At 59.6% G+C, this 22,737-nt stretch carries 20 protein-coding genes; 10 read left to right on the forward strand and 10 right to left on the reverse strand.

Features of this window, described 5'->3' with window-relative positions; translation table 11 throughout:
* The 4 genes from VKR55_RS13830 to VKR55_RS13845 form a co-directional block, all read right to left on the reverse strand.
* A complete protein-coding gene (locus VKR55_RS13830) occupies positions 1-609 on the reverse strand; it encodes an SIS domain-containing protein (protein ID WP_414642364.1) in 609 nt (202 codons plus the stop codon).
* Entirely contained in the window at positions 606-1,544 is a 939-nt protein-coding gene (locus tag VKR55_RS13835; protein ID WP_324404126.1) for an NAD-dependent epimerase/dehydratase family protein, read from the reverse strand. The genes VKR55_RS13830 and VKR55_RS13835 overlap by 4 nt, the downstream gene beginning before the upstream one ends.
* A 95-nt stretch (positions 1,545-1,639) precedes the next feature.
* Positions 1,640-2,374, reverse strand: coding sequence for a nucleotidyltransferase family protein (locus tag VKR55_RS13840; RefSeq protein WP_324404128.1), 735 nt, complete (start codon positions 2,372-2,374; stop codon positions 1,640-1,642).
* A 10-nt stretch (positions 2,375-2,384) separates the two neighbouring features.
* A complete protein-coding gene (locus VKR55_RS13845; protein ID WP_414642365.1) occupies positions 2,385-3,911 on the reverse strand; it encodes a PfkB family carbohydrate kinase in 1,527 nt (508 codons plus the stop codon).
* 309 nt (positions 3,912-4,220) lie between these two features.
* Between VKR55_RS13845 and VKR55_RS13850 the strand changes: the two genes are divergently transcribed.
* Both VKR55_RS13850 and VKR55_RS13855 read left to right on the forward strand, forming a co-directional pair.
* Positions 4,221-5,393 (forward strand): acyltransferase family protein, encoded by a 1,173-nt coding sequence (locus VKR55_RS13850; RefSeq protein ID WP_324404130.1) that lies wholly within the window; start codon positions 4,221-4,223, stop codon positions 5,391-5,393.
* Between the two features lie 100 nt (positions 5,394-5,493).
* Positions 5,494-6,579 carry a hypothetical protein gene (locus VKR55_RS13855; RefSeq protein WP_324404132.1) on the forward strand — a complete coding sequence of 362 codons (1,086 nt, stop codon included), beginning with the start codon at positions 5,494-5,496 and terminating at the stop codon, positions 6,577-6,579.
* A gap of 11 nt (positions 6,580-6,590) precedes the next feature.
* On the opposite strand, the gene VKR55_RS13860 is transcribed toward VKR55_RS13855, so the two are convergent.
* Both VKR55_RS13860 and VKR55_RS13865 read right to left on the reverse strand, forming a co-directional pair.
* On the reverse strand, positions 6,591-7,796 hold the full coding sequence (locus VKR55_RS13860; protein ID WP_324404134.1) for a hypothetical protein: 1,206 nt from the start codon (positions 7,794-7,796) through the stop codon (positions 6,591-6,593).
* Positions 7,797-7,841: 45 nt separating this feature from the next.
* Complete coding sequence (locus VKR55_RS13865) at positions 7,842-9,347, reverse strand: MBOAT family O-acyltransferase (RefSeq protein ID WP_324404135.1); 1,506 nt, start codon at positions 9,345-9,347, stop codon at positions 7,842-7,844.
* Positions 9,348-9,762: 415 nt separating this feature from the next.
* Between VKR55_RS13865 and VKR55_RS13870 the strand changes: the two genes are divergently transcribed.
* Positions 9,763-11,778, forward strand: a complete 2,016-nt coding sequence (locus VKR55_RS13870) for a TIGR04372 family glycosyltransferase (protein WP_324404137.1) — start codon at positions 9,763-9,765, stop codon at positions 11,776-11,778.
* Between the two features lie 3 nt (positions 11,779-11,781).
* On the forward strand, positions 11,782-13,776 hold the full coding sequence (asnB, locus tag VKR55_RS13875) for an asparagine synthase (glutamine-hydrolyzing) (RefSeq protein WP_324404139.1): 1,995 nt from the start codon (positions 11,782-11,784) through the stop codon (positions 13,774-13,776).
* On the opposite strand, the gene VKR55_RS13880 is transcribed toward asnB, so the two are convergent.
* Positions 13,773-14,735, reverse strand: a complete 963-nt coding sequence (locus VKR55_RS13880) for a lysylphosphatidylglycerol synthase transmembrane domain-containing protein (RefSeq protein WP_324404140.1) — start codon at positions 14,733-14,735, stop codon at positions 13,773-13,775. The genes asnB and VKR55_RS13880 overlap by 4 nt on opposite strands.
* Positions 14,736-14,933: 198 nt before the next feature.
* Between VKR55_RS13880 and VKR55_RS13885 the strand changes: the two genes are divergently transcribed.
* From VKR55_RS13885 to VKR55_RS13910, 6 genes are all read left to right on the forward strand, one after another.
* Positions 14,934-16,214 carry a nucleotide sugar dehydrogenase gene (locus VKR55_RS13885; RefSeq protein WP_324404144.1) on the forward strand — a complete coding sequence of 427 codons (1,281 nt, stop codon included), beginning with the start codon at positions 14,934-14,936 and terminating at the stop codon, positions 16,212-16,214.
* Between the two features lie 12 nt (positions 16,215-16,226).
* Positions 16,227-17,243: an NAD-dependent epimerase gene (locus VKR55_RS13890; RefSeq protein WP_324404146.1), complete on the forward strand. Its 1,017-nt coding sequence runs from the start codon at positions 16,227-16,229 to the stop codon at positions 17,241-17,243.
* Positions 17,244-17,255: 12 nt separating this feature from the next.
* Complete coding sequence (locus tag VKR55_RS13895; protein WP_324404148.1) at positions 17,256-18,668, forward strand: mannose-1-phosphate guanylyltransferase/mannose-6-phosphate isomerase; 1,413 nt, start codon at positions 17,256-17,258, stop codon at positions 18,666-18,668.
* A 63-nt stretch (positions 18,669-18,731) separates the two neighbouring features.
* Positions 18,732-19,547, forward strand: a complete 816-nt coding sequence (locus VKR55_RS13900; RefSeq protein WP_324404150.1) for a class I SAM-dependent methyltransferase — start codon at positions 18,732-18,734, stop codon at positions 19,545-19,547.
* Between the two features lie 181 nt (positions 19,548-19,728).
* The gene (locus VKR55_RS13905; RefSeq protein ID WP_324404163.1) at positions 19,729-20,661 is read left to right on the forward strand and encodes a glycosyltransferase family 2 protein; all 933 of its coding nucleotides are present in this window, start codon (positions 19,729-19,731) and stop codon (positions 20,659-20,661) included.
* A gap of 117 nt (positions 20,662-20,778) precedes the next feature.
* Positions 20,779-21,231, forward strand: a complete 453-nt coding sequence (locus VKR55_RS13910; protein WP_324404152.1) for a GtrA family protein — start codon at positions 20,779-20,781, stop codon at positions 21,229-21,231.
* Between the two features lie 47 nt (positions 21,232-21,278).
* Here VKR55_RS13910 and VKR55_RS13915 read toward each other — a convergent pair whose 3' ends face one another.
* From VKR55_RS13915 to VKR55_RS13925, 3 genes are all read right to left on the reverse strand, one after another.
* A complete protein-coding gene (locus VKR55_RS13915; protein ID WP_324404154.1) occupies positions 21,279-21,866 on the reverse strand; it encodes an NUDIX domain-containing protein in 588 nt (195 codons plus the stop codon).
* Between the two features lie 357 nt (positions 21,867-22,223).
* Complete coding sequence (locus VKR55_RS13920; RefSeq protein WP_324404156.1) at positions 22,224-22,409, reverse strand: hypothetical protein; 186 nt, start codon at positions 22,407-22,409, stop codon at positions 22,224-22,226.
* A 125-nt stretch (positions 22,410-22,534) separates the two neighbouring features.
* Positions 22,535-22,737 (reverse strand): hypothetical protein (locus VKR55_RS13925; protein ID WP_324404158.1); only part of this gene is annotated, 203 nt, incomplete at its 5' end.

Consider the following 22,737-nt stretch of genomic DNA (forward strand, 5'->3'; position numbering starts at 1 on the left):
TTATCTGCTCGCGTTCCGCACTATTTCGCCGCGCTGCCGGTACAGCCACTGCATCAGCATGTGCCCAATGATCATCTGGGCGTCTTCGGAAATCTGCATGTCCTCGATCGCGAAATGGATCGGCACGTCAGCCAGCGCCTTTGACTTGCCGCCGGAGTAGCCGAGCACCGCATAGCTCGTCATGCCGATCTTCCTGGCCTCTTCGAGTGCTTTCACGATGTTCGGAGAATTGCCTGACCCGGAGAAGGCGATTAGCACGTCGCCCTTGCGGGCAAGCACCGCAAGCTGGAGCGCAAAGATCCGATCGTAGCCTTCATCGTTGGCAAGGCATGTGATGACGGACGGATTGGCCGAGAGCGAATGCACGCGCAGGCCCGAGCCCGGCGTCTTCGACAGCGCGTAGAGAAAGTCGTTGGCGAGATGATTGGCATTGCCGCCGCTGCCGCCATTGCCGCAGAAGAACACCTGCCGCCCCGTTTGCCAGCAGTCACGCAGATCGTAGGCGAGGCGCTCGACAGGGCTCCAGTCGAAGCTCTCCAATAGGACAGAAAGCCGCCTGGAATACTCGTTAAACAGCTTGCTCGGAGCCGAGAAGGCGGGCGCGTTCATGACACGACTTCCTTTTCCATCCATTTCAGATTGTACCAACGGTCTTCGTTCTTGAGCTGGCCTTGGGAGTACATCCCGACCAGTTCTTTAATCGCGTCCTCGACTGTCTTCTTAGGTCGAAAGCCGGTCGCTAGAAGGCGGTCAGAATTGACTCGATAGCTGCGCGGGTCGTTGGACGGCGTCACCACGATCTCGGCCTTGATGTGCTTGGTCACCAGCTTGGCGATATCGAGGATAGAGATGTTTTCGAAGCCGGCATTGTAGATGCCGGTGTGCTCGGGGTGGTCGAGCAGGAACAGATAGAGGTCGGTAATGTCATCGATGTGAATGTTGGGTCGGGTCTGTTCGCCACCGAAAACGGTGATGCGGCCATTCATCAGCGCCTGTACGGTCAGCATATTGACAGAGACGTCGAGGCGCTGCCGCGGCGAGTATCCGCACACAGTGGCGGGCCGCACGATTTGCACAATCATGTCATCCCTATAGGACAGCACGATGCGCTCGCCGCACATCTTGGTCTTGTTGTATTCGGAGATCGGCAGAAGCTCGAGATCTTCGGTAACTTGCTCCTCTTCCTTGACGCCATAGACGCTGCCGGAGGAAGCATAGATGAAGCGCTTGATGCCGTGACGCTTGGCGCGGTCGGCCAGCTGCATGGTGGCAAGGCAAGAGATTTCCCAGGTGAGCTTGGGGTCGAGATCGCCGCAGGGGTCGTTGGCGACGCTCGATAGATGGATGATCGCATTGACGTCGGAAAGATCGATTTCATCGGGATTCCGAACGTCCCCCTTGACGACGGTGAGGTCCGGATGAGGCTCGAGGAAATTGCCGAACCACATAATGTCGAACGCAACCACCTTGTGCCCTGCCTTGAGCAGTTTGGGGACTAGGACGCTACCCTTGTAGCCGCACGCGCCGGTCACAAAAATCTTCATCGCCTTGACGCTCCCCAAATTTGGCCCCGCGCTTTACACGAAGCCGCGACAATGATCGGCCCTGCCGAACAAACAGCTGAAACCAAGAAGGGCAATTAGGAAAGCCCCGCGACGACGCGCTCCTGGTGCGGCTTTTGCTTAAACTCAGAATGGGCACGGCGCAAGCTTTCTAGATTGCCAATGTCCCGATGATAACCGTTTGTCTCAACGCACAAAATCCGCCCGATATAGTTCGGGATGATCTCGGTTGAGAGATCGACGAAGGCCCTGCCGACCCCGGCGATGTCGACCATTACGTCCGGCTCGAAAATATAGACCGCACCGTTGGCGAGGTTGCCCGGCGGTTTTTTGACCTTCTCGTGAAACGCCACGACGGTGTTTTGTGCATTCAGTTCGAGAATCCCGCACGAGGAGGGATCGTCAGTTTGGAAGCCGAGCATGGTCATGACGTGGCCCTTGGGGCGGCGGTTATGGGCTGCGATCAACCCTGGCACGTCGAAATCAGTGAGATTGTCGGCATGCGCGACCAAAAACGCCTCGTTCTGAAACCAGTCCCGATTGGCAAGTACGGTGCCTCCTGTCCCTAGAAGCTCGTCCTCGTGGACGAGATCGATGCGGGAGCGCCAGGGCGAATTTGCCACGTGCTGACGCACCTGCTCCGCAAGCCAATGCGTGTTCAGAAGCACACGCTCGATCCCGCCTTCGAAAACAAGGCCGAGCCAGTAGTCGAGCAGTGGCTTGTCGTGCACGCGCACCAAGCATTTGGGCATCGTGTCGGTTAATGGACGCAACCGGCTTCCGATTCCGGCTGCAAGCAATAGCGCTCGCATGAGTGGTCCGTCACTCGTGAGTAAAACCGGTCTCGTCGATCTCGGTAACGAGTTCGTCTGTAGTAAGCGGTAGGTTGCCAACGCGGGAGACCTGCAGCGCGGCCGCAAGTGAACCTAGGTAGGAGGCCTGCCAGATATCCGCACCAGCCCGCAGCGCCATCGACGAGGCCATGAATAGGCTGTCACCAGCACCGGATACGTCCTTCGGCGACGGATTGAAGGCGGGCAGGCGGTCGGAATTGTGTGCGCCGTCGCTCATCGTGTTGATCAACGCGCCTTCCGCGCCAAGCGTTATGACGAGGTTTTTCGTTCGCGCTTTTTCGATCAGCCGCTCGCTGATGACCGCAAGGCCTGAGACGAAATCGTTCAGCGCCACGCGCGCCTCGCGCTCGGTCGGCGTAAGAAGTGTCATGCCCTTGAAACGAGAGACATCGCCGGTCTGTGAGGAGACTTGGCTATCGGCGGCCATCATGACGCCCATGGCGCGCGCGCGATCAGCGACCGCATCCACTAGGTCCTGCGGCAGGCAGCCGTAGTTGAAGCAAGAAAACAGCAGAAGATCGCTGGTCTTCAGCGCGATCTCCACCGCACTCAGCATTTGACGCTGGACGTCGGCTTCAGCCGCGTGCTGTCGGAGATGATTGACGCGCAGCAGGGTCTTGTTCAAAGCGCGAAAACGCTGCTTTCGAGTGGTCGGCCGGGTTTCGTCCACGAAAGTCTTGCAGATAACGCCATGCCGTTCCAGAGTATCGCACGCGAAATTCGCCGCCTCGTCGTTGCCAACCAGGGTGAAGAATTGAACGTCGGCGCCGAGCCCATGTGCATGGGAAGCGACCGCGCCGGCGCCACCGACAAAGGTGCGTGTCATCAGTGGGGTGACCACGATGGTCGGGTCCTCCTGTGACATGCCGACCGCATCGCAGGTCACGTATTCGTCCACGATGAGATCGCCGATGACGGCAACTCGCATGCCGGACAACTTGCCAAGCAGCTGCTTCAAACCCGAGATCTCGAAGCCGTGGCGCTGGGGGAATTCGAGGGGCTTGCGAACAGTGGAGATATCGACATTAGCATCGCGCTCGAGCAGCGCAAGCGAGGCGAATCGCAATTCGCCGGAGGAGAAGATAAGCTTGCCACCGTAAGACTCGACGATGTTCTGTTCAGGATTGGACCTATTCTCGAATTCCTTGCCCTTGACCACAACGGAGGGCTTCAGCCGCGCAATGAACTCGGAGGCGGATTTGTCCAGGCGCACGACATGCGGCACGAAGGATATCGAGCGTACATTCTCGAGCCTCATCTCCTGGGCAACCGTCACGCCCGGTGTGAAATCGGAATTGACGCCGACTACCAGAACATCGGCCTGTTCCGCCGCGAACTTCAAAAGCCGCAGATGGCCGGGATGGACGACATTGAAGTTGCCCGAAACGAACGCAATGGTCTGATCCGCGCGGCATGAGGCGCGAATTTCCTGGCACACGACATCGCCGTGCAAAGTGTCAACAAGTTGGTGCAAGGATCCCCCTTCAGCCCCCATCTGCTTCACTTCAGAGCCCCGCGGAGGGCACTCGCGTGAGTCCGAACGGATAGCCCAACTCACACGCGGAGAGAAGCATCAATCCTAACCCGGTTGTGCCGAGATTTTGACACTTTCGGGATCAGCCTTGAAAAGCTTGGGCTTTTTGCTTTCCGGCCTCCGCCCAGGTTCCACCTGGAGGAGGGACGGAGCGCGCGAGGCCAGGTTGGGGAAAATCTTTCCTTGGCGGCTGCGGGCATTTGAGCAAGACATCGGAAGCTCGGGGTGAGCTAGCCAAAGATGGCGGTATGGGAGAACGGGGGTTGCTGGGTGAACGAAAATTCCCGCTTCATCGGCTCATTGACGGGGCTCAGATATGTCGCGGCCGTGACCGTTGCGGTCGGCCACGGCGCACTGGCGCTGCGCCATGATTGGCTTGCGCAACTGGTGGCGCAAATCAGCAGCATCGGGATGACGCTGTTCTTTGTGCTGAGCGGCTTCGTGCTTTGGCTGAATTATGCGGAGAGCTTTGGGACGAAGCCTTTGGCGGAAGCCATGCGCAGTTTTGCGATCGCACGATTCGCGCGGCTCTATCCGATGTATGCGGTCGTGGTCTTGGGCATCGTGGCCTTGAAGGGTGGCGACCCGCATGCCGTGGGGTTTGTGCTGACGATGACTCAGGCGTGGTTCCCAGCTCTCGAAGGCAAAATGCTGGTGGCGGTGATTCCTTCGATCCAGCATTTGTGGTCGATCAGCGTCGAGTTTTTCTTTTATCTGCTGTTTCCGCTCATCTGCATCGCGCTTGCGCGCGTGCGACGTCCGGCAACTGTGATGGTGCTTGCGCTTGTGAACCTGCTTGCGTTTGCGGTCGCAATCTTCCTGTTCTTCCGCTATGGAGATGCCTTGCTGCAGACGGTAGCCCCACGGCTCACCGACAGCGGAATGCAATGGCTGACCTATTACGGGCCATATCTGCGTGTTCCGCAGTTCCTGGCCGGCTGTTTGGTCGCGATGATTTATCTCGATCGCACCGGGAAGCCCGTTCGTCGCGCCGAGGGGAGGCTGGTTGCCGGCCTGTTCTGGTTGTCGGCAGCGGGGCTCGTATTGCTTCCGATCTTGCTGTTCTTTCAGCCGAGCATGCCGGATTATTATCTCGCGATCGAGCTTGCCGTCCGCCTCGGGGAAGTCGCCTTCTTCTCGATCATCATGCTGGGCGCGAGCCGGTATGGGCTGGCGCGGTTTTTGTCCTGGCGTGCGGTGATCATCGGCGGCGAGTGCAGTTACTCGGTCTATCTGCTGCATCCGTTTCTGATGCGCATCGCGATGATCGGGGCGTCGGATGTCATGTCGGTTCCCGAATTCGTGTTTCGGCTTTGTTTGTTCGTCGGCGTAACGACAGCCATTGCCTGGGGCTGCTATTCGCTGATCGAGGCGCCGTCCCGCGCATGGCTGAGACGCGCGCTTGGCACCACCGCCCCGCGGGACGTGCTGCATACCACATAAAGTCTGCCGGCGAGGCCATTGCAGTCGATGTCCCAGTTGGATTAGCAAGGCTTTCCAAGCAGCCGGACTCTCGTCCAATCGCTCGAGGCGCCTTCTGGACATGCAGGACACAGCTATCTCGGTTTCCAATGACGGCCTCGATATCAGGCCGGCTTCCGGCATCATGCGCCGCTACTTGCTCGCATTGGCTTTTGCGATCGTGTTTGGAGTGTCCTTGATCCTCGCGGCCTTCGCTGTGATCTGCTGGGACGGTGGCGCAAGGCACGATTTCTTTTCGGAGATCGTGAAGGACGGCGATGCAGACTGGTACCGCAATTTCGGTGGGCGCCACATTCCGCAGATTCAGGACGAGGACATCTTCTACAACAATGTCGGGCACTCCGTCGCATCCGCGAAGGCATCCGATATCGTGTTTCTCGGACCTTCCTTCGTCAGTTATGCAGTCGACCGCCAGACGCTGCAGTCCTCTCCGCAACTCGGCGGTCTAAAGATCTACAACATGGCCTTCGTCGGCATTCGGGGCGGTGAGTTTTCGCGCCTAGTGATCAAGCGCTGGGGTATCCGGCCGCCCTTGTGGATCATCAATGCCGACGATCAGTTCGTGCATTTTTTCAGCAACGATCTGGACCTGACGATTGGGCCCGAAAAGGTGCCGATCGGTGCTGTTCAGCGCAACCGGATGCGGGGCTGGCTCACGGTGGTCGGCCGAAATCTCCGCTGGCGTATTGAGGACATCGATGCCGCCTTCCAGCAGGGAAGCTATTCGCTCACGCCTCCCTTCTTCGGTCTCTATCGCAACGTCTCCAACGGTGACATGCTGCTCGATGCGAATCCTGCCTATGTCGCCAGCGGTAACAAGCCGATGCGCAGTGCACGGGACGGCAACTGCCACACCAATGCAGCCGTGGTCGATTACGCCCGCAGGTTCCTCAAGGAGGTCGGCGGCAATGTGGTTCTGACGCTTGTGCCGCACAGCCAGTCCTGCCTTCAGCAGGCCAGAGAATTGGCTGATGCATTGCACGTCGAACTGATCGCGCCGCCATTCGACGGCATGACGACCGTCGACGGGGGAGGGCATCTCGACAAGAATGGCGCGAAGATATTCACAGGCTATCTCGCCCGTGAGCTCGTGAAGACGGCCGCGTTCAAGCGGGCCTTTGCCGGCAAGATCGGCGCTTCGAACTGAAAGGCGCGCGCTCAGTGATAGAGGTCGAACCTCTCTCCGCTCTCCAGATTTTTCTGGAGATCGCCTTCCAGGGCGGCCTTGTCGATTTGAGGAAATACGTCTCGGAAATCCTTGCGATCCAATAGCTTGATGATCGTCCGCAGTACGCCGCGTTCCGTCGGATGGGCCGGATCGAAAAAATTCTCGGGGTCTGCGTTCAAAGGATCGCGGCTCATGTCGAAAAAGCGGATACCGAGGCGTTCAAACCGTTCGGCGGTCGCCTCGCTTCTTAGTTCGCGCCAGAGCCCGGCATAGGGCCAATAGGACTGACTCGTATCCATGAAGTCTGCGGCGGGCTTGAAGATCGGGAATTGAATGGCGACCAACGTAAAGCCGCGATTTCTCGCCAGCTGTGACAGCTGCTCGATATGCCGAAACTGTTTCTCGCTCAGATGTTGACCACCGGGAAAAGAGCCTGTGACATTTTCGACGCCCTTGGCAAGCTGTTCGTCGGCAATCCTACGATATACGGGCGCGACAAAGATAGAGCCGTCGCTGCGAAAGCCGAACTGCCCGCGGGTCGCCTCGATTCCGAGCAGGCGATTACGGTCGATCGGCTCGAATTTGTCCCGTTCCATCGACGCGAGGAGCTCGTGGAGATTCCAGTGGGTCTGCTTGGCGAAATCGATGAGGTCATGCACCTTCCTGCGGTGCGAGTTCAGTCCTTGACGGAAGTCCATCGTACGCTCTTTCCGCCAGGCCTCTGCGAGGGTGTCGCCGAACAGAAACCAATCGAGCGCCACAATGACGACCCGCGGCTTGGCTATGCGTGTCGCTCGATCGATGAAATCAACAACATGCTCGAGCGGCCAGGCGGTCAGACAGCCGTCATAGGTCTTGTAGGGCCGAAACATTTGTGCGCGGGCCTGTGCACAGCGTGAGCTGCCGACCAGTAGCACTTCCGGCTGGACGAGCTTGATGCGCTCGAGCTTGTAGGCCGCATAGTCCTTGAAGGCGCCAAGCCAAAGAATTTTGTCAGAATCCTGTTGCTCGCGTGCGATGCTAGATAATGGCACCGTCGCCCCCGAATGCCAGCCTGCCCACTCAATGAGGCAGACCAGCGGCACGAAGGCCGCAGCAAACAATGCACCGACAATAGTCAGGTAGCGTCGTGGCGGCTGGTTCATCTCAGTTTGCAGCGGTTGTATGGAGGAAATGGTTTCCGATGTCGCGTTCATTGCTGACGCCCCAGATTCGTGGGTCTTCGCCGTTTTTCGAAGCGGCTAGAACTGAAAATACAGGAACTGCGAGCTGTCGCCGGCAACAAGATTGATCATCACGGCAACGAACAGCACTAGGGATGTCGTAAGCGCCCACGCGACGGATGGCCGCCAGGTCAGATTGAGAATGCTCCACGGTCGTTCGTTTTTGTAGGTCTCAAGTCCGACACTCCAGTGTGCGAACATCGCGTTGACGTTGGGCAGAATCAGGCAGGCGAAATAACCGAGCGCAATCGAGGCCCCTCCGTAGACGTCGACGAGGCGAGGAGCCACCCTGCTCTGGTCGGCGCGGCCCGCCATGGCCTGGATCACGCGCACGGCCTCATGGAAGTTGTCGGCGCGAAAGAATACCCAGGCAAAGACGATGGCGACCTGTGTCAGCACAAGCGCCGCGATCGGATACCACCAGCTCTTCGTCACTCTCGCGAGCGCCGGCCGCTTCTGGGCAAATTCAGTCCAGCGATGATTGATGGTGAGGAACAACCCGTGCAGCGCACCCCAGATCACGAAGGTCCAGCCGGCGCCGTGCCATAGTCCGCCAAGGACCATCGTGGCCGCAAGGTTGAAGCTGCGGCGTCTTTCGCCATACCGGTTACCGCCCAGAGGGATGTAAAGATAGTCACGCAAGAAACGCGACAGCGAAATGTGCCAGCGGCGCCAGAACTCTACGATGCTCTGCGATTTATAAGGCGCGTCGAAATTGAACGGCAGCCTAATGCCGAACAACAGCGACAGCCCGATCGCCATGTCGGAATACCCCGAGAAATCGAAATAGATCTGCAGCGAATAAGCGAAAGCGCCGGCCCAGGCATCCAGAATATGAAGGTAGTGCTGTTGGGCCGCCGCCTGGAAGACGGGGTTGGCAATCAGTGCAAAACCGTCCGCGATGAACGACTTCTTGAACAGGCCGATCACCAGGATGGTGAGCCCGATCGCGACGTTCTCTGCCGATAGGGTCCGGCCGGCCTTGGACCCGAATTGCGGCATCATCTCACGGTGGTGAAGGATGGGGCCCGCGATCAGATGCGGGAAATAGGTCACGAACAGCGCGTATTTGGTGAAGCTCTTCTCGTTGGGATAACCGCCATAGACGTCGGCAAGGTAAGCGATCTGGGTGAAGGTGAAGAAGGAAATGCCGAGCGGCAGCACGATCGCAAGCGAGGGATATTTCGCCCGGGTGATCGCATCGAAAATATGAATGGCGAAATTGGTGTATTTGAAAAAGCCAATAGCGGCGAGATTGACGGTTACGGCAGCGGCCAGCACCCAGCCTCGCGCCGTCTGGTTCGATTGCCGCGCGATCAGAAGGCCCATCACGTAGTTGAAGACGATGGAAACAAGGATGATTGGAACGAAGCGCACATCCCAGTAGCTGTAGAAGACGAGCGACGCCGCCGCGAGCCAGCTCAGGCGCGCGGCCGGCGCGTCCACGAGATAGGCGATGAGAAAATATCCGGCGAACGTCAGTGGAAGGAACAGGAACAGAAATTCGAATTGAGTGAAGAGCATTTCATGCCACCTCGTTCGTCGCTCCGGCTCGGACCGAGCGGTTTATCGGGAGTGGAGGGCGCCTTATCGCCCGCTTTTCGTTAGCTGCCAAGTCCGCTCTAATAGACCGCCGATCCTCGTTTAGCGCGTGAACGGCCTGGCTGCTTCGTGGCCCAAGCCGGCCTCGTTTCTTGTTGATCTTGTCCCGGCCATTCGAAGGTTGTATTTGATCACCTTGGTCTTGGCGATCCTCGTCGTCGGCGGATCCTCAAGGAGAATCAAAGAGGGTACGAGAAATGTCGATGCGCAAGAACGATCTCGGCGGTGACGGAGGGCCGTTGGCTCATGATGGGTTGGAACCGGATGGTTCCTCACCCAGACGTCTTCCCGCCAACTGGAGGTTTTTGCAACCTTTGCTTCCTGTGTTCGGCCTGAAATGAAAAACGGCCACACGAAGTCGGCAACAAAATCGGTGCCCTGGTTGCAGCGGCGGCGGCTTATTCATCACTGCTTCATCTGCGCCGGCGCGGCGCTCGATGTTCTGCCCCGGCGGTTGGTGTTTTGGCTGCTCGTTGTTTGCGAAAAGGTCAGGTTTCCTGGTCGTCGGCGCCTGGCCCTTGCCTATCAGCCCTACGCGGTTGCGTTCTTGACGGATCACCCAACCTGGCGCTTTTCTGAGAAATTGAAGCGCTGGCTTCCGGAGGCAAGGGTCCAGGTTCTGTTCGGGATCGGCGCCTACAGGGAGGCCGCTGCTGCCGCGTTTGATGAGATGGCATCGGTCGAAGGGGCGATTACGGTCGCTCGCGCTCGGTTCGAGTTGGGGCTTTTCAGAGAGGCGCGCGATATCGCTTCGGCGTGCGCTTCGCGGGTCGAACTGCAAAAGGTGCCCGATCTCGCCTATCTCAAAGCAATGCTTGACATCATCGACGGAGATGAGACCGCGGCACTCGCAAGCCTCTCAAGAGCCTATCGCGGCAAGCTTCGCTTTTTACGGCCGCATCAAAATCTCGCGTCGCGTCCCGGCTCGGATTACGTACCGAATCACCTCGACTTCCTTTGCGATGCGCCGGGCCGGCTGTTCGATCTCTGTAATTTCACTGGCGAGCGGACAACTCACGTTGGCCGCGGCGACATCGGGGTTCGCCTCTATGCACGGGCACTTGCAGCCCAAGCGCAATTGCGGAGCTTGTCGCGTCCGGGTTTGTCGGTCGAGCTCGCGCAGCTGCTTGACGAGCTTGAAATCCCGTTCGACGAATTGCGAATCATTCCGGAAGAATGGACGACCCAGATCGGGCATCTCGGCATGCTCGATATTTTATTCCGGATGCGTGAGCTCGGCTGGTGGTCGGGAAGGCCGCTTATAGTTACTCGTCCAGGGCGGATCGCCAACCAGGCGTTCTTCCGCCTGTTCAAGCGTTTCAGCAATGTTCTGGTCATCGGCGAGAACGTCTCCGACCTCGTCGCCGAGGAACTTCTGTCCCTGCAGCGATGGTGCGGAATGAATTTCAATGCATTCCATATGCCTAACGGCGAGGTAATGGCATGGCAGGAGGCTGGCGCACTTGCCATCGCGCAGTGGGAGCGTGAAGGCCGCGGCCACCCACTACGGGACGAGTACGATCGCGTTTATGGTTCGTCGGCGGAAGCCGCAGGTAAAATGCAGCGCTTTCGCGAAAATTTCGGGATGAAGCCTGACGACTGGTACGTCTGCCTACATACCCGCGATGCTTCCCACTATTTCGAACTTGCCGGCACCGGTCAGACGCACCGCAATTCGCCGGTTGAGTCCTATCTTGATGCCATCCGCTCTATAACCGAGCGGGGCGGTTGGGTGATCAAGCTCGGTGGCCAGAATTCGCCGAAGCTTCCCGAGCTTGAACGCACCATCGACTACGCGCTGAGTGATTTCAGGTCCGAGCTGATGGATATCGGCTTGATCCGGAACGCAAATGCCTTCATCGGCACGACCTCGGGATTGACCAACGTGGCCATCAGCTTCGGCATTCCTAGTGCGATCGTGAACTGCATCACGACCGACGCTCAGCTGTGGAACAGCAATGTGCGTTTTGCACTCAAGCCGGTGCGTCTCGCCGATGGCAAAATGCTGACGCAGGCGCAGTCAACGTCGGCGCCCTGGCGGTGGCGCCTTTTTGATGCGGCGGTGCTTGGCCGGAGCGGCGCGCATCCGGGCACCAACACGCCCGACGAAATAACTGAGGTGGTACGAGAAGTAGATGCGTTGGCCCGCGGACAGTCGTCGGAATTCGAGCGGGAGGTGGATGCGGGCGGCCTGTTGTCGCGATGGAAGGAGCAGCTCGCGTTGCCGCATTATTACGGCACCAGCAGGCCCAGTCTTTACTATCTGAGAAAATATGAAAGCGAGTTTCTGACCGACGCCGATGATCGGGCCGCTGAGTCCGATGGCCCTCGCCGGTGCGTGGTCAATGGCTAGGCCATGTGCGGCATAACGGGCTTGTTCCGGCCGGGCGGTGCTGATGGCGCGCTGCTTGCGGGCACGGTCAAGCGCATGGCCGAGGCGCTAGCGCACCGCGGGCCGGATGCCATCGGCCTCTGGACCAACGCCAACGCGGGGGTTGCCTTCGGCCACCGAAGGCTCGCAATTCTCGATCTGACGGACGCCGGCGCCCAGCCGATGCGCAGCGAATGCGGTCGATTCGCGGTCACCTTCAACGGCGAGATCTACAATCATCTCGACATCCGGCGCGAACTCGACGCCTGCGGCGGTGCGCCCAACTGGCGTGGGCATTCCGATACGGAGACGCTGCTCTATGCCGTCAGGCAATGGGGGATAAAGGCGTCGCTGCAACGCTTCATCGGCATGTTCGCCTTTGCGCTCTGGGACGCGAGCGAGCGCACGCTGACGCTCGCCCGCGACCGTTTCGGCGAGAAACCGCTGTATTATGGCTGGTGCGGCTCCGATCTCGTATTCGCCTCGGAGCTGAAGGCGCTCGCAACGCATCCGCGGTGGTCGCCGGCGCTCGATCGCGAGTCACTCACCGCGTTCATGCGCTACGCCTATGTGCCGGTGCCGGCCACGATCTGGACCGGCGTCAGGAAGCTTCCGCCCGGATCGTTCGTGACTTTCTCACCCCGTATACAACCCGGCACGATGCCGCCACCGGCTCACTATTGGTTGCTCCGCGAGCAGGTCATCGCCGCACAGGGCCGGCGCATCGGCGACGAAGGCGAGGCGATCGAGGAATTGCAGCGGCTGTTGTCGATCGCCATCAAGCGGCAATGCCTGTCCGATGTGCCGCTCGGCGCGTTCCTGTCCGGCGGCATCGACTCATCGACCATTGTGGCGCTGATGCAGGCGCAGGCGACACAGCCGGTGCGCACCTTCACCATCGGCTTTCGCGAGGCGGCGTATGATGAGGCGAGCGACGCGCGGCAGGTGGCCGCGCATCTCGGCACTGCGCATACCGAGCTCTATGTCGATGCGAAGACTGTGATGGACGTCGTTCCCCGGCTGCCGCTGATGTACGACGAGCCGTTTGCCGACTCCTCGCAAATTCCGACGCACCTTGTGTCGGCATTGGCGCGCAAGCACGTCACAGTGGCCCTTTCGGGCGATGCCGGCGACGAGCTGTTCGGCGGCTATAACCGCCACGTCTGGGCCGGCCGTCTCAATGCCCGCGTCGGTCACTGGCCGGCGCCGTTGAAGCAGGCGTTGAGCGCGCTGCTCCGTGCCGTTTCGCCGGAGCCCGCCGACACCATCGCGCGCTGGGCGCAGCCGTTCCTGCCTTCGCGCTATAACGTGCGGCGCGCGGGAGACCAGACCGGCAAGCTTGCGCGCATTGTCGGCGCGACCTCGTTCGAGCACATGTACCGCTTGCTCTGCTCGATCGACAGCGATCCGGAACGGACCGTGCTGCAGGGCAGGGAGAGTTCATCCTGGTCGACCGATCAGATGCAGGAGGTCGGAAGCGCGCTCGATCCCTTGGACCGCATGACGCTCGCGGACTCGCTGAGCTATCTGACCGACGACATCCTGCAGAAGGTCGATCGGGCAGCGATGGCGGTGGGCCTCGAGACCCGCGTGCCGTTCCTGGACAAGGATGTCGCGGAATTTGCGGCGCGGATCCCGCCGCACATGAAGGTTCGCGCGGGCCGTGGCAAGTGGCTGGTCAGGCAGGTGCTGCACCGGCACGTCCCGGTCGAGCTCGTCGAGCGGCCGAAGACCGGCTTCAGCATCCCCATCGACGACTGGCTGCGCGGGCCGCTGCAAGCCTGGATGAGCGATCTCTTGTCGCCGACGCGGCTCAAGTCGCAGGGTCTGTTCAATGCGGATGTGGTCGGGCGCATGGTCGACGAGCACGTCAAGGGTCGCTGCAATCACGGCTATTGGCTGTGGAACGTGCTGATGGCACAGGCCTGGCACGACGCCTGGTGCGCCCCCGGCAATCGCGCGGCTGCAGTAGGCGCCTAGCTGTCCTCCACGGGCGCGAGCTCGATGGTCTGCGCAGTCTTCTCCGAGCTGAAAATCCACACCAGCCCACCGGTCGCGCCGAGGGCAAAGTACACCGCACCGAACAGGATGGAGACGACCGTCCCTTCGGTTTGTGAAAGCCCGGCATAGCCGAATGCAATCATCATCGTCGCCTCGCGCAGGCCCCAGCCCGCGATCGAGATCGGCACCATGGTGATCAGAAGGATCGGCGGCGTCAGCATGAACAGCTCCTCGAAATCCGCGGAAGCCGCGATCGCGCGGACCACACACCAGGCAATCACCACCGACAGCACGTGAACGGACAGCGAGGTGACCGCAATCTTCGGTCCGCTCTTTCTGCCGAACAGCACCCGGTTTGCGATCACCGAGCAGGCCTGCACGTGCCGGGTGGGCCACCATCGTTTCAGCCAGATCCAGTCGAGATGGCCGACCAGCAGAAAGCCGAGCCCGCCCGCCAGCGCCACGGCGTCGACCGCAAGCAGTGCAAGCCGACCCTTGTCATCTGCGATCAAGCCATAGCTCCACGGCAGGCTCACCACGATCACGAGCGCGAGCGCAATATGGCCGATCGCCCGGTCGGTAAGCACCGAATAGGTCGCAGCGCGCCAGCCAGCACCGGTGCGGTTGACGAGCCACAGCCGCACCGCGTCGCCGCCGATCGAGGAGGGCAGGGTCTGGTTGAAGAAGGCGCCGATCATGTTGTAGCGGAAGGCCTGCGGGTCTGTCAGCGGAGCGGCGCATTGCGCCGAGATTTCGCGCCAACGCAACGAGGAGAGAAAACACTGCAGCACCGCAATCAACAGGGCAAAGCCCATCCAGCCAAGGCTGATCCGGGTCAGGCGCGACTGGATCGCAGCGAAATTGATCCCGCGAAGCGCCACGTAGAGCAGGGCCAGCGATACGGCAATACGGCCAGAGAGTGTCAAAAACCGGCGCATTTCAGACCAGGCTTGTTCGTGTTCAAAAACGCCACTGGATTGCATCCCTGAACGGCCGCGCCGGGTCGAGCGAAAGGACGGCTTTCGCAGGCTCCGCCACCGCATGTCCCGACCCCCCTTGCGGTCTCCGTCGCAGGGTGGCTAAACAGTCGGCGGGGTGGCGTCAAGGGCGGCGTGAAAGCCGGGATTGTCAATTTTATGTCGCACGGCCGGAAGATCGCGGTCATTGGCCTGGGCTATGTTGGTTTGCCGGTTGCCGCGGCCTTCGCGCGGGGTGGCAGTCCCGTCGTCGGCTATGATGTCGACGCGACGCGCGTCGGCGAGCTGCGCGCCGGACAGGATCGTACGCGCGAGGTCGAGGCGGCCGATCTGCAGTCACGTTCACTGAGCCTCAGCAGCGACGTTGACGCATTGCGCGATTCCGATTTCTTCATCGTGACGGTGCCGACCCCGATCGATGGGGCGCGCCGGCCTGATCTCAGCGCCATGCTGGATGCCTCGCGCGCCGTCGGCGGAGCGTTGAAGAAGGGCGGTATCGTCGTCTACGAGTCGACTGTCTATCCCGGCGCGGTCGAAGAAGAATGCGTCCCAATTCTCGAGCGCGACTCGGGCTTGTGCGCGGGCGTGGATTTCGGCGTCGGTTACTCGCCCGAGCGCATCAATCCCGGCGACAGGAAGCACCGGTTCGAAACCATTACCAAGGTCGTGTCGGCGCAGGATGCCGAAACGCTCGATATCGTGGCGCGTGTTTACGGATCGGTCGTGACAGCCGGGATTCATCGCGCGCCATCGATCCGGGTGGCCGAGGCCGCCAAGGTCATCGAGAACACCCAGCGCGATCTCAACATCGCCTTCATGAACGAGCTATCGCTGATTTTTCAGGCGCTCGATATCGACACCGGCGACGTGCTTGCGGCGGCAGCCACCAAGTGGAATTTCCTGCCCTTTCAGCCAGGCCTGGTCGGTGGTCACTGCATCGGCGTCGATCCTTATTACCTCACCTATCGCGCCGAGAAGGCCGGTCATCATCCCGAAGTGATTCTGGCCGGCCGCCGCATCAATGATGACATGGGGCGGCGGGTTGCGCGCGAGTGCATTCGCGGCCTGTTGCGAAAGGGTCGCGGCAATCTGGTGACGATCCTCGGCATCACCTTCAAGGAGGACGTCCCGGACATCCGCAATTCACGAGTGATCGACATCGTACGCGAGCTGCAATCGTTCGACATCGCGGTGCAGATCGCCGATCCGCTGGCGAATGCCGCGACGGTCGCCGAAGAATACGGCGTGGCGTTGACGGAACTTGACGCACTGAAGCCTGCGAACGCCGTAATTCTGGCGGTTGCGCATAATTGCTATGTCGACGGCGGTTGGTCGCTCGTTCAACGCCTGCTGGACGGCGGAAGCGGCCTTGTTCTCGACGTCAAGATGAAGCTTGATCGAGTCTCGAAGCCTCTGGGCATCGAGCTCTGGCGGCTTTGAAGCGGAGAGAGGATGGCTGACGAGAGCGTGCTCGTGACCGGCGCTGCCGGCTTCATCGGATTCCACGTTGCGCAACGGTTGCTGGCCGCGGGGCGCGAAGTCGTCGGCCTCGACAGCGTCAACGACTATTACGATCCGAAATTGAAAGAGGCGCGCCTGGAGATTCTCGGGCGCGACCCTGGCTTCACCTTTGTCAAGCTGAATCTGACCGACCGGAAGGCGATGAAAACGCTGTTTGCGCAGCACCGCTTTCCTTTTGTCATCCATCTTGCCGCGCAGGCCGGCGTGCGTCATTCGCTGACGCATCCGCACGCTTATGTGGACGCCAACCTCGAGGGCTTCATCAACATCCTCGAGGGCTGCCGTCACGGCGGCTGCCGCCATCTGGTGTTCGCCTCGTCGTCGTCCGTCTATGGCGCCAACACCAGGCTGCCGTTCTCGGTGCAGGATAACGTCGATCACCCCATCAGTCTCTATGCCGCCTCGAAGAAGGCCAATGAGCTGATGGCCCATTCCTACAGCCACCTGTACAAAATCCCGGCCACGGGGTTGCGGTTCTTCACGGTCTACGGCCCGTGGGGCCGGCCCGACATGGCGATGTTTCTCTTTGCCGGGGCGATCCTTGCCGGCGAGCCGATCAAGCTGTTCAACCACGGCAAGATGCGCCGGGACTTCACCTATATCGATGATGTCAGCCAGGCGGTGGCTCGCTTGATCGACCGGCCGCCGCAAGGGCGACCCGATTGGGACGGCATTCATCCCGATCCATCCAGCAGCACGGCGCCGTGGAAGATCTACAATATCGGCAACAGTCATCCGGAGGAGTTGACATACGTCATCTCGCTCCTTGAAAAGGAATTCGGCCGGCCGGCCATAAAGGACATGCTGCCGATGCAGCCCGGCGACGTCGCGGCGACCTATGCCGACGTTACCGATCTCGAACGCGACATCGGCTTCAAGCCGGCGACGCCGATCGAAGACGGTATCGCCCGCTTCGCGAAATGGTATCGTGACTATCACAGGATCTGACGGTAGGGCGTGATGAACAGACGAATTGTTCCCCTGATCATGTGCGGCGGTGCCGGCACGCGGCTGTGGCCGGCCTCGCGTGAGGTAAGGCCGAAGCAGTTCCTGCCGCTGTTCGGCGCGCGCTCGACCTTCCAGGACACGCTCAAGCGCGTCTCGGACGCGGGCCTGTTCGAGCGCCCGATCGTCATCACCAATGCCGCTTACCGCTTCATGGTGCTGGAGCAGCTCACCGAGATCGGCATCGAGGCGGACGTGCTGCTCGAGCCCGTGCGGCGCGATTCGGGACCTGCGATCGCGGCGGGCGCGGCGTTTGCGCAAGCGCGCGACACGGGTGCCGTGGTGCTGGCGCTTGCCGCCGATCACGTCGTCCGTGACACGGCCGCTTTCATCGCGGCCTGCCGGCAAGGGCTGGTCGCTGCCGAGGACGGAAGCATCGTGACTTTCGGCATCAAGCCGGAGCGCGCGGCGACCGAATATGGCTACATAAACCCGGGCGAGGCGGTCACCGGCGACGTTCGCGCGGTCGCGAAATTCGTCGAGAAGCCTGACGGGCCTACGGCAGCCGAATACACAAAGAGCGGCTATCTCTGGAACAGCGGCAATTTCATGTTTCGCGCCTCCGTCTTGCTGGACGAATACCGCAAATTCGACCCCGGAAGCGTCGAAGCCGTCACCGCTGCCGTGACGAACGCCGGGCGCGACCTCGGCTTTGTCACGCTCGATCCGCAAGGCTTCGGCTCCGCAAAGGCGATTTCAATCGACTATGCGGTGATGGAAAAGACCGCGCGCGCCGCCGTGGTGCCGGTGTCCTGCGGCTGGTCGGATGTCGGCTCCTGGCATGCGGTTTGGGAATTGTCGGACAAGGATGGTCACGGCAACGCGGCCCAGGGGACTGCGGTGTTCGAGGATTCGCGCAACTGCAATGTTGCCACCGACCGCGCGCTGGTCGCGCTCGAAGGCGTCGACGATCTCGTGGTGGTGGCAACACAGGACGCCGTGCTGGTGTCGCGGCAGAAGGACGCCAACGGCCTGAAGCGGCTGGTCGCGAAACTGAAGACCGTGGCGCCGCAGGTGACCGAAGAGCACATCAAAGTACATCGTCCCTGGGGCAGCTACCAGTCGGTCGACAATGGCGACCGCCACCAGGTCAAGCGAATCATCGTCAAGCCGGGCCAGCGGCTGTCGCTGCAAAAGCACTATCACCGCTCCGAGCACTGGATCGTTGTGCGCGGCGCAGCGCGCGTGACGGTCAACGAGACGGTCAAGACCGTGCACGAGAATGAATCGGTCTACATCCCGATCGGCGCCGTGCACCGCCTCGAAAACCCCGGCAAGATCCCTATGGAATTGATCGAGGTCCAGACCGGAAGCTATCTCGGTGAGGATGACATCATCCGCATCGAGGACGACTACCGGCGCTCGTGAGATCCAGCTTTGTCTCGTGGAGATGCAGTGCGGGAGTCATCGCTGCGGAACGTTGATACCAACGTGACTGATGGATTCGGCCATGAATGGTCGACCTTCACCCAGGGCCCTTCCGAGCTAGGGGAGGACGAACGACAGCAGATTTTCAATCAATATTTCAGGCTCTTTCCGTGGGACCTTCTGCCATCCGCCGCCGAGGGGCTTGATGCCGGTTGCGGCACTGGCCGATGGGCTGTGCAGGTTGCTCCGCGAGTCGCCCACCTTCATCTGCTTGACGCGAGTCCTGTAGCGTTGGCCGTCGCAAAACAGAACCTTGCCGGTACTGGAAACGTCACGTTCCATCTTGCCAGCGTGAGCGAGATTCCGCTCCCCGATGACAGCCTCGATTTTGCCTATTCCCTGGGTGTACTCCATCATGTGCCGGACACGTTTGGCGCCATCAAGCACATTGCTGCGAAACTCAAGGCCGGCTCTCCGTTTCTGATTTATCTCTACTATGCTCTCGACAATCGTCCGTTTTGGTTTCAGGCCGTTTGGAGGGTTACAGATGTCGCGCGGCTTTTGATTTCCAGGTTTCCGTACCGGCTCAAATTGGCGACTAGTCAAGTGATTGCCGCAATGGTCTACTGGCCTATTGCCAGATTTTGCAGGCTGTTGAAGACTTTCGGAATCTCATCACGATCCATCCCACTTGAATTCTATAAGGACCGCAGCTTCTATATGATGCGAACCGATGCCTATGATAGATTTTGCACATCGCTTGAGAAGCGTTTCACGCGCACCGAGATAGACGGACTGCTTAGCGAGGCTGGCTTCGACCATATTACTTTTTCTGACAGCATGCCGTTTTGGTGTGTCGTCGCGCGGAAGACGAAATAGCTGCCGGTTGGTCTTTCGGATCAACTGATGAGTATGGACGGTTCGCTACTGCTTGATTAAGAAAGCCAAGTGCGCCGCGTCGCCCTTTCTGTAGTTGGGTTGTTGGTCCAAAGCTGGCATTGTCGATGTGCCGGTCTGTGTGGAAAGCGAGTGGGCGCTCTTGGCTGAAGGTATCCCAGCAATGACATTGCCGTTAGTGAGAATCGCCGTCCTTATTCCGTGCTTCAATGAGGAGGCTGCGATCGCGACAGTAGTTAGTGGCTTCGCTCAAGTACTCCCGTCGGCGAAAATCTATGTCTACGACAACAATTCTTCCGACCGTACCACTGCAGCCGCACGCTCCGCCGGTGCTGAGGTCCGTAACGAGCGTCGCCAAGGAAAAGGTAACGTGGTCAGGCGCATGTTCGCCGACGTCGACGCGGATGTTTACGTGTTGGTTGACGGCGACGCCACTTACGATGCTGCTAGCGCCCCACGGATGATCGAAAGGCTCATAAACGAGAACCTCGATATGCTAGTAGGCCGGCGCGTTGATCGGGATAAAGAAGCCTACCGCCCCGGTCATCGCACAGGAAACTGGATGTTGACCGGTTTTCTCTCGAATGTGTTTGGTCAGTCCTCCAACGACATTCTCTCAGGCTACCGAGTATTCTCCCGACGATTCGTAAAATCGTTTCCGGTACTTTCGGGTGGTTTTGAAATCGAAACCGAACTCACTGTCCACGCGCTGGAACTTATGCTTCCTATCGCCGAAATGGATACTCCGTATTTTGCGCGCCCGGAAGGCTCGTTCAGCAAGCTCAATACCTGGCGTGATGGCTTTCGAATCCTGTTCACGATAATAAAGCTCTATCGCTCCGAAAAGCCGCTGCGATTTTTCGGCCTGCTCGGATTCGTATTTGCGTTGATATCGGTCGGCTTGGCGATCCCAATTTTTGTCACGTACCTGGAGGAAGGTCTGGTGCCCCGTCTGCCCACTGCGGTGCTTTCAACCGGCCTGATGATCGTGGCTATGCTGTCACTATCGTCTGGCTTGGTCTTGGATACCGTCACTCGAGGGCGCCGAGAAATGAAGCTGCTGGCATATCTATCGCAGGCTCCATTTAGTGAGTAATATCCCGAGACTGCAAAGCGACAAACTCGCTGAAGACAGGTCAGGGCGTTCATATCGATTTTTGCGCGCCTTGACTTACTTTTCAGCATGCGAGAACTTAGGGGCGGGGGACTTCGAATGGTGTTGCCTGCAATCCACGGTCTGATTGATCGCCTGCATAGCAGTGGGCGGGAACGCGCGACCGCGTTCAAGGTGATGAGTTTCGGCTTGGTCGGCTTAATCAACACCGCGGTTGACCTTGGAATATTTTCACTGGGATACTATATCTTTGGCTTGCCGATCATTGTAGCCAACATGTTTTCATGGGCGGTCGCGGTGACCTGCTCGTACATCCTTAATTCGAAAATAACCTTTTCCGTTGATTTGCGGCGTGAACTATCCGTGAGGAACTACGTTGCGTTCGTCCTTGCCCAGGTGGCGGGCTTTGCGGCCAATACATCGACCGTAGTCATTGCATCACATTTTATGCCGGTGCTGCTTGGAAAAGTGTTCGCGATCGGAGCGAGTTTTATCGTGAATTTTTCCCTGTCACATTTCGTTGTGTTCCGGCGAGCAACGCCCAGTCTCTAAAGAAATCAGCCGAGCAGACGCAGCATATGAATCATCAGACGCCGGGGCTATTCCTTGTCTGGCCTCCATGTTGCCTGCCTGAAATAAGGGCGCTTCGCTTCGGCAAATGCATGATCGGAGATAAGCCGGCTGGACGGTGATAGATATAGCCTCTCACACTCAGCTTGGTTAAAATAGCCGACGGCTGACATCTCGCCATCTCGAGGCGCGTGCTTGCCACCTGCCACGGACGCTCGAAACGCAATCGTTGTGTAGTAGGCCACATCCCCATTGGGATAATGGATCAGAAATTCAGGGCCGCCAAACACGCCGATCAAGCCTTCGGGCCGGACGAAGAGGCCAGTCTCTTCGAAGCACTCGCGCACCGCCGCATCGGCTGGTTCCTCGTTCGGGTCAATCGCGCCCCCGGGGAGGCTCCAGAATCCCATCTCGGCGTCCTTGCCGAGAAGCAAACGTCCTTGTTCATCGAAAATTGAGATCGAGACGGCAGTCAGGGTGATAAGTTCGTGCCCGACTTTTTGGCGTAGCGCCTTGAGGTAGGATGAAATCGGCATAGATCCCCTTTTGGCGTGCCGCGGAACCAACTCGTAACACAGGCGATTGTTGTTGCGGGGGCGATGGAGGTCCGTCGCCATGAAAGGCTCAAGCTCAATTGCGTTTCTGACGTGCATAGTGGCGACTGCAGCAGGGGCTGCCTGGTCCGCACATCTGGTCGGAGTTGACCGAGACCAATGTCCGCAGCCCTCGGCCGCGTCGGTAGCTGCACTTTTCGCGCCGTGCCAAGCTCTCGAAGGCGCGATGAATTATCCAATCCCGAGCCGAGAACGCGAATTGCCGCCGAAGGGTGAGTGGCCGCTTGAGGCTCCAGCGCCTCAGGTGGCAGCGAACGAGCACGCGACCGTTGGTGTAGTCGGCTCAAAGATAGCACATTAAGCCGGGAGACCGAATGTAAAGCAGCTGCCCGGTGGCGTCCACTGGGCCGCTCTAATAGCCTAGTGGAATTCCGGAGCACGTCGGTGCTCATCTTCGGCTGAGTCCGGCGGCAGCAGTGTGACCTTGTCTTTTTCGACGATCTGATAGCCGCATTGGTCTAGCCAACGCAGCACTCGGTCGGCCATGGAGCGGTCGTAAGTGGGAAATATGCGGGCGATAGCCTCTTTGGCTGTCATCTTGCGCATGCAGGCTTCCTCGTTTGCCATCAGCCAAGTCGATTAACTTCCCAAGGCAAGTCAAGTTCCGAGGACGGGCGAAGGGCTGCCAAGACGATCGATGGATGCTGTTCGCGATGCAAAGATCGAGGCCATCACGATGAAAGGGACCCGACCGCCGTAACCGGTTTTGAAGGATCATTCCACTCGGCCGCCGCGGGGGATGTCCCGGGTTCTGTTGAATTTCTGAAGAGGTCGGCGTTGCCCACCTTGAGCCGGTAGGCTCGGGGTGCTGATTCCACAAAGGAGAGCAACGCCATGACGAGAGATATCACCCCGGCTGGTTTGCCGGCGACCG

The sequence above is a fragment of the Bradyrhizobium sp. genome, from assembly GCF_035309285.1.
Lineage (GTDB): Bacteria > Pseudomonadota > Alphaproteobacteria > Rhizobiales > Xanthobacteraceae > Bradyrhizobium.

What these genes read in the sequence shown, in the direction of transcription:
- VKR55_RS13840 (WP_324404128.1), bottom strand. Translation starts at nt 2,374, where the DNA reads ATGCGAGCGCTATTGCTTGCAGCCGGAATCGGAAGCCGGTTGCGTCCA.
- VKR55_RS13895 (WP_324404148.1), top strand. Translation starts at nt 17,256, where the DNA reads ATGAACAGACGAATTGTTCCCCTGATCATGTGCGGCGGTGCCGGCACG.
- asnB (WP_324404139.1), top strand. Translation starts at nt 11,782, where the DNA reads ATGTGCGGCATAACGGGCTTGTTCCGGCCGGGCGGTGCTGATGGCGCG.
- VKR55_RS13845 (WP_414642365.1), bottom strand. Translation starts at nt 3,911, where the DNA reads ATGGGGGCTGAAGGGGGATCCTTGCACCAACTTGTTGACACTTTGCAC.
- VKR55_RS13865 (WP_324404135.1), bottom strand. Translation starts at nt 9,347, where the DNA reads ATGCTCTTCACTCAATTCGAATTTCTGTTCCTGTTCCTTCCACTGACG.
- VKR55_RS13920 (WP_324404156.1), bottom strand. Translation starts at nt 22,409, where the DNA reads ATGCGCAAGATGACAGCCAAAGAGGCTATCGCCCGCATATTTCCCACT.
- VKR55_RS13910 (WP_324404152.1), top strand. Translation starts at nt 20,779, where the DNA reads ATGGTGTTGCCTGCAATCCACGGTCTGATTGATCGCCTGCATAGCAGT.
- VKR55_RS13830 (WP_414642364.1), bottom strand. Translation starts at nt 609, where the DNA reads ATGAACGCGCCCGCCTTCTCGGCTCCGAGCAAGCTGTTTAACGAGTAT.
- VKR55_RS13835 (WP_324404126.1), bottom strand. Translation starts at nt 1,544, where the DNA reads ATGAAGATTTTTGTGACCGGCGCGTGCGGCTACAAGGGTAGCGTCCTA.
- VKR55_RS13855 (WP_324404132.1), top strand. Translation starts at nt 5,494, where the DNA reads ATGCAGGACACAGCTATCTCGGTTTCCAATGACGGCCTCGATATCAGG.
- VKR55_RS13885 (WP_324404144.1), top strand. Translation starts at nt 14,934, where the DNA reads ATGTCGCACGGCCGGAAGATCGCGGTCATTGGCCTGGGCTATGTTGGT.
- VKR55_RS13890 (WP_324404146.1), top strand. Translation starts at nt 16,227, where the DNA reads ATGGCTGACGAGAGCGTGCTCGTGACCGGCGCTGCCGGCTTCATCGGA.
- VKR55_RS13905 (WP_324404163.1), top strand. Translation starts at nt 19,729, where the DNA reads ATGACATTGCCGTTAGTGAGAATCGCCGTCCTTATTCCGTGCTTCAAT.
- VKR55_RS13870 (WP_324404137.1), top strand. Translation starts at nt 9,763, where the DNA reads ATGAAAAACGGCCACACGAAGTCGGCAACAAAATCGGTGCCCTGGTTG.
- VKR55_RS13880 (WP_324404140.1), bottom strand. Translation starts at nt 14,735, where the DNA reads ATGCGCCGGTTTTTGACACTCTCTGGCCGTATTGCCGTATCGCTGGCC.
- VKR55_RS13860 (WP_324404134.1), bottom strand. Translation starts at nt 7,796, where the DNA reads ATGAACGCGACATCGGAAACCATTTCCTCCATACAACCGCTGCAAACT.
- VKR55_RS13915 (WP_324404154.1), bottom strand. Translation starts at nt 21,866, where the DNA reads ATGGCGACGGACCTCCATCGCCCCCGCAACAACAATCGCCTGTGTTAC.